This window comes from Spirillospora sp. CA-108201 (assembly GCF_050936235.1).
Classification (GTDB): Bacteria; Actinomycetota; Actinomycetes; order Streptosporangiales; family Streptosporangiaceae; genus Spirillospora.
Genome location: NZ_JBNJNE010000001.1, coordinates 1626217 through 1637228 on the forward strand (window position 1 = coordinate 1626217; position 11012 = coordinate 1637228).

The 11012-nt window shown below is 75.4% G+C and carries 13 protein-coding genes; 6 read left to right on the forward strand and 7 right to left on the reverse strand.

Annotated elements, in window-relative coordinates:
* Entirely contained in the window at positions 1–843 is an 843-nt protein-coding gene (locus ACQEU6_RS07985; protein WP_499330164.1) for an NAD(P)H-dependent oxidoreductase, read from the reverse strand.
* A gap of 138 nt (positions 844–981) precedes the next feature.
* Between ACQEU6_RS07985 and ACQEU6_RS07990 the strand changes: the two genes are divergently transcribed.
* Positions 982–1956: a GlxA family transcriptional regulator gene (locus tag ACQEU6_RS07990; RefSeq protein WP_499330167.1), complete on the forward strand. Its 975-nt coding sequence runs from the start codon at positions 982–984 to the stop codon at positions 1954–1956.
* A 27-nt stretch (positions 1957–1983) separates the two neighbouring features.
* Here the strand turns inward: ACQEU6_RS07990 and ACQEU6_RS07995 are convergent, their stop codons facing one another.
* From ACQEU6_RS07995 to ACQEU6_RS08010, 4 genes are all read right to left on the reverse strand, one after another.
* Positions 1984–2193 (reverse strand): PDZ domain-containing protein, encoded by a 210-nt coding sequence (locus ACQEU6_RS07995; protein ID WP_499330168.1) that lies wholly within the window; start codon positions 2191–2193, stop codon positions 1984–1986.
* Complete coding sequence (locus tag ACQEU6_RS08000; RefSeq protein WP_499330170.1) at positions 2139–2972, reverse strand: S1C family serine protease; 834 nt, start codon at positions 2970–2972, stop codon at positions 2139–2141. Before ACQEU6_RS08000 ends, ACQEU6_RS07995 begins: the two co-directional genes overlap by 55 nt.
* Positions 2973–3060: 88 nt before the next feature.
* Entirely contained in the window at positions 3061–3861 is an 801-nt protein-coding gene (locus tag ACQEU6_RS08005; RefSeq protein WP_499330172.1) for an SDR family NAD(P)-dependent oxidoreductase, read from the reverse strand.
* A 269-nt stretch (positions 3862–4130) separates the two neighbouring features.
* Positions 4131–4454 (reverse strand): hypothetical protein, encoded by a 324-nt coding sequence (locus tag ACQEU6_RS08010; protein WP_499330173.1) that lies wholly within the window; start codon positions 4452–4454, stop codon positions 4131–4133.
* 18 nt (positions 4455–4472) lie between these two features.
* On the opposite strand from ACQEU6_RS08010, the gene ACQEU6_RS08015 reads away from it, so the two are divergent.
* The 4 genes from ACQEU6_RS08015 (at position 4473) to ACQEU6_RS08030 (ending at position 8053) form a co-directional block, all read left to right on the forward strand.
* The gene (locus ACQEU6_RS08015) at positions 4473–4736 is read left to right on the forward strand and encodes a hypothetical protein (RefSeq protein WP_499330174.1); all 264 of its coding nucleotides are present in this window, start codon (positions 4473–4475) and stop codon (positions 4734–4736) included.
* Positions 4737–4904: 168 nt separating this feature from the next.
* Positions 4905–5492 (forward strand): biotin transporter BioY, encoded by a 588-nt coding sequence (locus ACQEU6_RS08020; RefSeq protein ID WP_499330176.1) that lies wholly within the window; start codon positions 4905–4907, stop codon positions 5490–5492.
* A gap of 205 nt (positions 5493–5697) precedes the next feature.
* Positions 5698–6972 (forward strand): isochorismate synthase, encoded by a 1275-nt coding sequence (locus ACQEU6_RS08025; RefSeq protein ID WP_499330178.1) that lies wholly within the window; start codon positions 5698–5700, stop codon positions 6970–6972.
* A gap of 43 nt (positions 6973–7015) precedes the next feature.
* Entirely contained in the window at positions 7016–8053 is a 1038-nt protein-coding gene (locus ACQEU6_RS08030; protein WP_499330180.1) for a helix-turn-helix transcriptional regulator, read from the forward strand.
* A 57-nt stretch (positions 8054–8110) separates the two neighbouring features.
* Here the strand turns inward: ACQEU6_RS08030 and ACQEU6_RS08035 are convergent, their stop codons facing one another.
* Together ACQEU6_RS08035 and ACQEU6_RS08040 are read right to left on the reverse strand one after the other, a co-directional pair.
* On the reverse strand, positions 8111–8926 hold the full coding sequence (locus ACQEU6_RS08035; protein ID WP_499330183.1) for an Fpg/Nei family DNA glycosylase: 816 nt from the start codon (positions 8924–8926) through the stop codon (positions 8111–8113).
* 21 nt (positions 8927–8947) lie between these two features.
* Positions 8948–9979, reverse strand: coding sequence for a fatty acid desaturase family protein (locus tag ACQEU6_RS08040; RefSeq protein WP_499330184.1), 1032 nt, complete (start codon positions 9977–9979; stop codon positions 8948–8950).
* 228 nt (positions 9980–10207) lie between these two features.
* On the opposite strand from ACQEU6_RS08040, the gene ACQEU6_RS08045 reads away from it, so the two are divergent.
* Positions 10208–10996 carry a tyrosine-protein phosphatase gene (locus tag ACQEU6_RS08045; RefSeq protein ID WP_499330185.1) on the forward strand — a complete coding sequence of 263 codons (789 nt, stop codon included), beginning with the start codon at positions 10208–10210 and terminating at the stop codon, positions 10994–10996.
* The last annotated feature ends 16 nt before the right edge of the window (positions 10997–11012 follow it).

The following is an 11012-nucleotide window of genomic DNA, read 5'->3' on the forward strand; positions in this document are numbered from 1 at the left end:
TCATGTCGGGTGCCTGGCCGGGAGGGGGCGGTCGGGCTGTACCGGATTCCGGCACGTCGTGGCCGCCTGCCCGGGCGCGGTGCCGCGGTGGATGGCGGGGCCGGTGCGGCCGGGGGCCAGGTGGGGGCGCAGGGTGAGGTCGGCGGTGTAGTCGCCGCCGTGCTCGGCCCGGTACGGGATGGGGTCGGCGGTGGGCAGGGCGCGCAGGCGGGCGGCCAGGGCGTCGGCGGCCGCGGCGCGGTCGGCCTCGGTGGCGCGGTCCGCGCCGGTGATGACCAGGGGCGGCAGGACGTCCATGCCGGTGTAGAACAGCGTGCCGTGCAGGAGGGGGAAAAGGAGGTCCTCGGCGGCGCCGTGCACGCCGCGGGGGCCCAGGCCGGTGGAGCGGGCGCCGGCGGTGGTGACGACCAGGGCGCGGCGCCCGGCCAGGCCCCCGTCGCCGTAGCGCAGGGTGCCCCCGGTGCCGTCGGTGACGCCGAACGCGAACCCCTGGACGAACACGCGGTCGAACCAGCCCTTCAGGATGGCGGGCATCCCGTACCACCACAGGGGGAACTGCACGACCAGCGCGTCCGCCCAGGCGATCTTGTCGTGTTCGGCGCGGATGTCGGGGGCCAGGGCGCCGGCGGCGTGGGCGCGTTCGGACGCGGCGCCGACGACGAGGCGGTCGGCGGGGTCGTGGCCGAAGTCGGCCGGGCCGACCAGGGGGTTCCAGCCCATCGCGTACAGGTCGGAGTGGCGGACGCGGTGGCCGTCGCGGCGCAGGGTGGCGGCGCCGCGGTCGCGCAGGGCGCCGTTGAGGGAGCGGCCCTCGGGGTGGGCGAAGATCCATAGGACGTTCACGGCGCTGTCTCCCTTTCCCGGTATGCGGGTTGTCGTGGTGCCGGTTGTCGTGGTGCGGGTCGGTCTGGTGTCGATGCTGCCGGGCGGGCGGCGGCGGTGGTGAGTGGCCGGTGGGCCATGGTGTGCAAGGATCGGGCCATGGCGGGCGGGGTCCACCGGGTGGCGGTGCTGGTGCGCGAGGGTGTGCTGCCGATGGAGCTGGGGATCGTCCACCAGTTGTTCGGGCAGGCGCGGTCGGCGGGGGGCGCGCCGCTGTACGAGGTGGTGTCGTGCGGGGTGGAGCCCGGGCAGGTGCGGGCGGACGCGGATTTCGCGGTGGCGGTGCGGCACGGCCTGGAGGCGCTGGAGTCGGCGGACACGGTGGTCGTGCCGGCGTCGCATCTGCTGGACGAGGGCCGTCCCGGGGAGGGGCCGGTGCCGGGGGCGCTGGCGGCGGCCGCGGGGCGGGGCGCGCGGGTGGCGTCGGTGTGCACGGGCGCGTTCGTGCTGGCGGCGGCGGGGCTGCTGGAGGGGCGGCGGGCCACGACGCACTGGCTGTCGTGCGGGCGGCTCGCGGAGATGTTCCCGGGGGTGAGGGTGGACGCGGCGGTGCTGTTCGTCGACGAGGGCGCGGTGCTGACCTCGGCGGGCGAGGCTGCGGGCATCGACCTGTGCCTGCACATGATCCGCCGTGATCACGGCGCGGCGGTGGCGGGGGACGTGGCGCGCCGCACGGTGGTGCCGCCGCACCGGGAGGGCGGGCAGGCGCAGTTCGTGGCGCTGCCGGTGCCGCCGGCGCGGGAGTCCTCGACGGGCGCGGCGCGGGCGTGGGCGCTGGAGCGGCTGGACCGGCCGGTGACGCTGGCGCAGCTGGCCGCGCGGGCGTCGATGAGCGTGCGGACGTTCACGCGCCGGTTCCGGCAGGAGACGGGCGTGTCGCCGCAGGTGTGGCTGGCGGCGCAGCGGGTCCAGGCGGCGCGGCGGCTGCTGGAGGAGAGCGACCTGCCGGTGGAGCGGGTCGCCGAGCGGGCGGGGTTCGGGACGGCGGCGTCGCTGCGCCAGCACCTGCACGCGGCGATCGGGGTGTCGCCGTCGGCCTACCGCGCGACGTTCCGCGGCCCCGGCGGCGCGTAGCGGGCGGCGGCCCCCCGGGAGCGGGGGTCAGGCGCGCTCGGCGTCGAGTTCGACGGGTTCGGCGATGACGTCGACCATGGCGCCGTTGCGCAGGACGGTGACCGGCAGGGGGCGCCCGATCGCCTCGGCGAACATGAGCCGCTGCAGCGACTGGGCGTCGGTGACCGGCGCGCCGCCGGCGGTCAGGACCAGGTCGCCGCGGCGCAGCCCGGCCCGGTCGGCGGGGCCGGCGGGCACGACCTCGGCGACGCGCAGCGCCGGTCGCGGCCGGTGCGCTCGCGCAGGTCGGCGGGCACGGGGACGGGGGCCGCGGCCAGGCCGAGGAACGCGCGGCGCACGCGGCCGTCGCGGATGAGGGCGCCGATGATGCGGCGGGTGGTGGCGTTGACGGGGACGGCCAGGCCGAGGCCGATGCCGGCGACGGCGGTGTTGACGCCGACGACGCGGCCGCGGGCGTCGGCGAGGGCGCCGCCGGAGTTGCCGGGGTTGAGGGCCGCGTCGGTCTGGATGACGTCCTCGATGACGCGGACGGCGGTGCCGGTGCGGGTGGGCTGGGAGGTCGGCAGGGACCTGCCGAGGGCGGACACGACGCCGGCGGTGACGGATCCGGCCAGGCCGAGGGGGTTGCCGACGGCGACGACGAGCTGCCCGACGGCCAGGGCGTCGGCGTCGCCGAGGGTGACCGGGTCGGGGACGGGCCCCTCGGCGCGCACCACGGCCAGGTCCGACAGGGGGTCGGTGCCGACGACGGCGAACGCGCCTTCGGTGCCGTCGGCGAACGCGGCGTGCCCGCCGGACGCGGCGCCGACGACGTGGGCGTTGGTGAGCAGGAACCCGTCGGGGGTGAACGCCACGGCCGAGCCGGCGCCCTCGCCGCGGCGGTGCCGCACGCGCAGGGCCGCCACGCGCGGGGTCAGCTCGCGGGCGACGGCGGTCACGACGCGCGAGTAGGCGTCCAGCGGCGGCTCATCCCCGCCGGGCCGGGCCGCGCGGGGGTCGCTGTCGTGGGGGATCATCACACCTCCCGATGATTACATCGTTACACGGTAACGGTGTGAGGGGAGGGCGTGTTCCCGGCGGCCGCGCATCGGGCCGCCCCGGGGGTCAGCGCAGGGTGGACAGGCCGCCGTCGACGTGCAGGACCTGCCCGGTGACGTAGGACGCGCGGTCCGACAGCAGGAACACCGCGACGTCGGCGACCTCCCACGCGGTGCCCTGCCGCCGCATGGGGATCAGTCCGGCGACCCGGTCGCGGCCGGTGTTCCCCGCGGAGGCGTCACGCCCCATCACGGTGTCGATCAGGCCGGGCGCCACCACGTTGGCGCGCACGCCGCGCGGCGCGCCCTCGGCGGCGATGTGGCGCACCAGCCCGGTCAGGCCGGCCTTGGAGGCGTCGTAGGACGGCGACCGCGAACCCGGCTTGGTCCCGGCCAGCGACCCGATGAACACCATCGCCCCGCCGGCCTCCAGCGCGGGCATCGCGGCCTTGCCGACCAGGAACGGCGCCCGCAGGTTGACGTGCAGGACCCGGTCCCAGTCGGCCAGCGCCGTGCCCGCCAGCCCGTACCCGATGCCGATCCCGGCGTTGAACACCACCCCGTCCAGGCCGCCGAGGCCCTCGGCCGCCTGGACCACGACCCGGTCGCAGGCCACCGGGTCGGTCACGTCCGCCGCCACCACGCAGGCCCGGCCGCCCTCCGCCTCGATCAGCGCGGCGGTCTGCCCGGCGGCGTGCTCGTCGACGTCGGCGCACGCGACCGCCGCGCCCTCCCGTGCCGCGGCGACCGCGATCGCGCGGCCGTTGCCGACCGGCGCGGCGGGATCGTCGCTGGGGCGCGTCCCCGCGCCGACGACCAGGATCCGGCGGCCCGGCAGCAGCCCGCCGGACGGTGCGATCTCGGGCATGCCCGGCACCGTAGCCGACTCCGCCGCCCCCGCCCACCCCCACCGGCCGCGAAGATCACCCGGACCGGTCCCGGCGGCGGCTAGGGTGCGGTCATGGGATCGGCTGCGGACGTACACGGGGAGCCGGCCGCGCCGCCGGAGACGGCGCCGGCGGTGGTGACGGCGCCGGCGGTGGTGACGGCGCCGGCGGTGGTGACGGCGCCGGCGGTGGTGGTCGAGCGCGCCGAGGGGCTCGGCGGCGAGCTGGTGCTGCGCCGGGCGGGCGCCGACTACGAGATCATCAGCAACGGCGTGTTCCTGATGGACACCCGCAACGGCGAGTCCGAGCGGCTGCTGGTCCGCGCCGCCCTCGACGCGGCCGCGCGGCGCCCGGCGGGCCCGCCCGGGTCCTCATCGGCGGCCTGGGCGTCGGGTTCTCCCTCGCCGAGGCCCTCGCCGGCGACGGCGCGGCGCACGTCACCGTCGTCGAGCGCGAGCCCGCCGTCGTCGCCTGGCACGCCACCGCGCTGCGGCCCTGGTCGCGGGGCGCCCTGGAGGACCCCCGCGTCACCGTCGAGCGCGCCGACCTCCTCGACTACGTCACCGCCCCGCACGCGGGCCGCTTCGACGCGGTGTGCCTGGACATCGACAACGGCCCCGACTGGACCGTCACCCCCGGCAACACCCGCCTGTACGCGGCCACCGGCGTGGACGCCCTGGCGGCGCTGCTGACGCCGCGCGGCGTGCTCGCGGTGTGGAGCGCCAACGCCGCGCCGGCGTTCGAGGCGCTGCTGCGGGACCGGTTCGGCTCCGTGGAGGCCAGGCCCGTCCCGGTGCCGCGCGGCGAGCCCGACGTGGTCTACCTCGCCTCCGACCCGCGCGCCGCCGCCGGCTGAGGGCCGCACCGACCGAGGGGCGAGACCGGGGCGCGACCGGGGGCGCCGTCGAAGAGCGCGGTCGAGGGCGGCGACAAAGCGGGGTGCTCGTTTCTGTAGGCCGCGCCGTCCACTCCGGAAAGGCAGTTCGCTAGGTTTCGGCCTGACACAACCGTTTTGGGAGGATCTGTGGCTACTGCCCACGCAGCCCGGCGGCGTCCCGCCGTCCTGGGCGACCTGCTGCCCGGCTCGCTGGCCCGCGACGCCGCGCTCGTCATCGGCGCCGCCGCCTTCGTCGGCCTCGCCGCGCAGATCGCGGTCCCGCTGCCCGGCACCCCCGTGCCGGTGACCGGGCAGACCTTCGCCGTGCTGCTCGCCGGCGCCGCCCTCGGCTTCGGCCGCGCCGGCCTGGGCATGCTGGTCTACCTGCTGGCCGGAATGGCCGGCGTCCCCTGGTTCACCGACGGCACCTCCGGCGCCGGATTCCCCACGCTCGGCTACGTCATCGGGTTCGTCGCCGCGGCCGCCGCCGTCGGACGCCTCGCCCAGCTCGGCGGCGACCGCACCCCGCTGCGCACCGTCGGCACCATGCTCGCCGGAACCGCCATCATGTACGCCGCCGGCGTCCCCTACCTGATGGCCTCCCTGCACGTCGACCTCGCCAAGGCGCTCGACCTGGGCGTCACGCCGTTCCTGGCCGGCGACGCGCTGAAGGTCCTGCTGGCCGCCGGGCTGCTGCCCGCCGCCTGGAAGCTCACCGGCGCCGCCCGCCGCTGACCCCGGGCCGCGCGCGCCGCGCCGCCGCGTCCCGTCCCCGCGCATGGGGACGGGACGAACGGGGCATACGCGCAACCAAGCCCGGCCACCGCGCCCACCGCCCGGACGGCCCCGCCGCCCGGGCGGACCAGTGTGGCGCACACCTCACACCCCACCGCCACCCCGCCCGTTTGAACAGGTTCAAATCTGGCGTACAGTGGCTCACGTGAAGCTCGCCGTGACAGCACCGGACCGACTCACCGTCCGCACCGTCCCGATCCCCGACCCGGGCGACCTCATCGCGCGGCTTCCCCACCCCTCCGCGCTGGCCTGGATCCGCCACGGCGAGGGAATCGTCGGCTGGGGCGAAGCCGCCCGCCTCACCCTCCCCGGCGGCCACGACCGCTTCGACGCCGCCGCCCGCATGCTCCACGACCTGTTCGGAGCCGCCGCCGTCGACGACGCCGTCAACGTCCCCGGCTCCGGACCCGTCGCCTTCGGCACCTTCGGCTTCGACCCCAAATCCCCCGACTCCACCCTCATCGTCCCCTGCCGCATCCTCGGCCGCCGCGACGGCCGCGCCTGGCTCACCACCATCGGCGACGACACCGACCCCCTCACCCTCGCCAACCCGCCGCAGCCCCCCACCGGGCTGGCCTGGAACGACGGCGCCCTCCCCGAGAACGCCTGGAAGGACGCCGTCGCCACCGCCGTCGACCGCATCCGCAGCGGCCACCTCCTCCCCGGCGGCCCCACCGCCGCCGACAACGGCCACCTCGGCAAAGTCGTCCTCGCCCGCGACCTCACCGTCCGCGCCGACACCCCCATCGACGCCCGCGTCCTCCTCCAGCGCCTCGCCGCCCGCTTCCCCGGCTGCTACACCTTCTCCTGCGCCGGCATGGTCGGCGCCACCCCCGAACTCCTCATCCGCCGCACCGGCGGCGACATCGAATCCCTCGTCCTCGCCGGCACCACCGCCCGCGGCGCCACCCCCGCCGACGACCAGGCCCGCGCCGCCCGCCTCTTCACCTCCGCCAAGGACCGCGAAGAACACCGCTACGCCGCCGAGATGGTCCGCGACGCCCTCACCCCCCTGTGCGCGCACCTCACCATCCCCGACGAACCCGAACTGCTCACCCTCCCCAACCTCCTGCACCTCGCCTCCCCCCTGCGCGGACGCCTGGCCGCCGACCGCTCCGTCCTCGACGTCGTCGCCGCCCTGCACCCCACCCCCGCCGTCTGCGGCACCCCCACCGACACCGCCATGGACCTCATCCGCGAACTCGAAGGCATGGACCGCGGCCGCTACGCCGGCCCCGTCGGCTGGGTCGACGCCCGCGGCGACGGCGAATGGGGCATCGCCCTGCGCTGCGCCGAGATCGACGGCACCCGCGCCCGCCTCTTCGCCGGCTGCGGCATCGTCGCCGACTCCGACCCCGAAGCCGAACTCGCCGAAGCCCGCACCAAGTTCCGCCCCATGCAGTACGCCCTGCACGGCTGACCCCCCGCACCCACCACCGCGCCCCGACCGGCACACTTGACCCATGCGCGCGAGCCGGCTGCTGTCCCTCCTCCTGCTCCTGCAGACCCGGCAACGCATGACCGCCCGGGAACTCGCCGCCGAACTCGACGTGTCCGTCCGCACCGTCTACCGCGACGTCGAATCCCTCAGCGCCGCCGGCGTCCCCGTCTACGCCGACCGCGGACCCGACGGCGGCTACCGCCTCCTCGACGGCTACCGCACCCGCCTCACCGGCCTCACCGCCACCGAAGCCGAATCCCTCACCCTGTCCGCCCTCCCCGGCCCCGCCTCCCAACTCGGCCTCGGCGACGTCCTCGCCGCCGAACTCAAACTCATGGCCGCCCTCCCACCCGACCTGCGCACCCGCGCCTCCCGCATCCGCGAACGCTTCCACCTCGACGCCCCCGGCTGGTTCCGCACCCCCGACGACGTCCCCCACCTGCACGCCATCGCCGACGCCGTCTGGAACCAGCACCCCATCGAGGTGCTCTACCGCCGCTGGCGCCGCCCCCAGCAGGTCACCCGCCTCCTGGAACCCCTCGGCGTCGTCCTCAAGGCCGGCTCCTGGTACCTCATCGCCCGCCCCGCCCCCGGCACCCCAACCGACCACGACACCGACACGCCCGCCGACACCGGCACCGCCCCACAGGACCCCCGCACCTACCGCGTCTCACGCGTCCTGAACCTGCGCACCCACACCGACCGCTTCGACCGCCCCAGCGGATTCGACCTCGCCGCCTTCTGGGCCGCCTACGCCGAACGCTTCGAAGCCGACGCCTACCGCGAGCACGCCACCGTCAAGCTCTCCCCCGACGGCCTCACCCGCACCCAGATCCTGCTCCCGCCCACCATGGCCCGCGCCGCCCTCGCCACCGCCACCCCACCCGGCCCCGACGGCTGGGTCCAGGCCACCCTCCCCATCGAATCCGTCCGCCACGCCCACGTCGAATTCCTCAAACTCGGCGCCGACGTCGAGGTCATCGACCCCCCGCACCTCCGCGACATGATCGCCGCCACCGCCCGCGCCCTCGCCGCCCGCTACACCCCCGACCAGAACTGACGAGCAACCGACCGCACGGCACACGCAGAAGACACCCCGCGCCCCCGAGAACACGACTCACACCGCAGGCGGCTGGCACCCCGGACACCAGAACAGATTCCGCCCCGCCAGCTCCACCGTCGCCACCGCCGTCCCGCACACCAGACACGGCAGCCCCGCACGCCGGTACACGTACACCTCACCGCCATGACCGTCCACCCGCGGCTCCCGGCCCATCGCCTCCGGCATGTGCTCCGGCCGCACCGTGTCGATCCGCCCCGCACGCACCCCCGCCGCCATCAACACCACCAGGTCGTCCCACAACGCCGCCCACCGCCGCGCGTCCAACCGCCGCCCCGGCAAACGCGGATCGATCCCCTGCCGGAACAGCACCTCCGCCCGGTAGATGTTCCCCGGCCCCGCCACCACCGACTGATCCATCAACAGCACCGCGACCGCCGTCCGCGACCGGCCGACCCGCCGCCACGCCGCCCCCGGATCCCCGTCCCCCCGCAACGGATCAGGCCCCAACCGGTCACGCAGCAGCTTCACCTCACCCGGCTGCAGTAGCTCGCAGGTATTAGGCCCCCGCAGATCCGCGTACCGCCCGCCGCCCTCCAGCCGCAGCCGCACCATCCCCACCGGAGCCGGCGCCGGCCCCTCCCCCAGCGCGTACTTGCCGTAGATGCCCAGATGCACATGCAGCGTCCGGTCGTCGTCGAACCCCAGCAGCAGATGCTTGCCATGCGCGTCCGCCTCCGACAGCACCCGCCCGTCCAGCCACCGCGCCCCCTCGGCGAACCGCCCCTGCGGACTCGTCGCGGCAACGGCGAGGCCGCCGAACATCCTCTGATGCTCGGCGGCCAGACGGTGAATGGTGTGTCCCTCGGGCATGGCCCGGAGCATAGCCCCGCCCTAGCGCAGAGGCTCCCCGACCTCCCGCATGTGCCCCAGCGCCAACCGGTACGACTCCACCAGACCCGTCTCCGCGTACGGCAGCTCCACCTGCGCGCAGTGCTCGCGCACCAGCGGCTGCAGCCGCCGCAGACTGCACCGCGGAACCCCTGGGAACAGGTGGTGCTCGATCTGGTAGTTCAGGCCCCCCATCAGCCAGTCCGTCACCACACCGCCCCGCACGTTCCGCGACGTCAGCACCTGCCGCCGCAGATGCCCCCACCGCTCCCCCGGCTCCGGCATCGCCATCCCCTTGTGATTCGGCGCGAACACCGCACCCAGGTGCACCCCGAACACCGCATGCTGCAGCGCGACCAGCGCCAGCGCCTGCCCCACCGGAAGCAACGCGAACGCCAGCCCCAGATACCCCACCGCGTGGACGAGCAGCAGCCCGCCCTCCAGAACCTGATCCCGCCGCGAACGCCCGCGCAGGAACAGCAGGCTCCCCACCTTCAGGTTCACACCCTCCAGCGTCAGCAGCGGAAAGAACAACGCGGCCTGGTGCCGCGCCACCCACCGCAGCACACCCCGCTTCCCCTCCGCCTGCTCACTCGTCCACGCCAGCACGCCCTCCCCCACATCGGGGTCCTTGCCGACATGGTTCGGATTCGCGTGATGCCGGTTGTGCTTGTCGTTCCACCACCCGTGCCCCATCCCCAGCAGCAGATTCCCCAGCAGCAGCCCGAGCCACCGGTTCGCCCGCGCGCTCCGCGCGATCTGCCGATGCCCCGCGTCATGCCCGAGGAACGCCGTCCGCGCCGACACCACCGCCAGCGGAATCCCCAGCAGCACCGTCCACCAGCCGTCCCCCGCCCACGCGACCGCCCCCCACAGCGCCGCGGTCGCCGCCAGGTTCAACCCGATCACCCGCGCGTAGTAGCCGCGCCGCCGATCCAGCAGCCCGCTGCCGCGGACGCGCCGCGCCAGCGGCGCGAAATCACTGCCGGCCGACCGCTCGGACGGCCGGGACGGAGCGGACACGGTCGCGAGCATGGAGACTCCATTCACCAGGGGGCGGAACATCGCGCGATAGGCACGGAGAAAGACGCCTCGAAAACTACGGAGCGCGGCACCCCCGGGTCACCCCGCTACGGAGCCATTCACCGTCTGGCTCCCAGGTCCCGGTACCGGCCCGCCCCGTCACCCGCCAAGTCGATCACCCGCGGCACACCGGCCCCTGCCCAAAAGTCCGGACACGTCGGCCATATAGGGTCACAAGTCATGGACGACGACTCTCGATGGATCGAACTGGACGGTGCCGTCAACACCCGCGACCTCGGCGGCCTCCCCACGGCCGACGGCCGCACCACACGGCTCGGACGCGTCCTGCGCTCCGACAACCTCCAGGACCTCTCCGTCGCCGACGTCCGGATCCTCCTCGACGACTACGCCCTCAAGAACGTCATCGACCTGCGCAGCGACGCCGAGGTGCGCCTCGAAGGCCCCGGCCCCCTCGCCCGCGTGCCGTCGGTGACGATCCACCACCTCTCGCTGTTCGCCGAGGGCGGGCGCCACACCGACGTCGCCGCCGACGTCGCCAAGGCCCTGCCCTGGCAGGAAGACCCGTCCGACGGCCCCGAACAGGACCGCTCCACCGGCCACTACCTCGGCTACCTCGCCGACCGCGGCGACTCCATCGTCGCCGCCCTGCGCGTCATGACCCGCACCGACGGAGCCGCGCTGGTCCACTGCGCCGCCGGCAAGGACCGCACCGGAGTCGTCTGCGCCCTCGCCCTCGACGTCGCCGGCGTCACCCGCGAGGCGATCGTCGCCGACTACGCCCAGACCGGCGAACGCCTCGAAGCCGTCCTGGGCCGGCTCCGCGCCAGCGACACCTACGCCGCCGACCTCGACTCCCGCCCGGCCGACACCCACCAGCCCCACGCCGCCATCATGGACAAGTTCCTCGCCCGCATCGACGAGGAGCACGGCGGAACCATCGGCTGGCTCGCCGGACACGGCTGGACCGCCGAAGACACCGACACCCTCCGCGAGCGCCTCCTCGGCTGACCCGGAGAACCCCGGC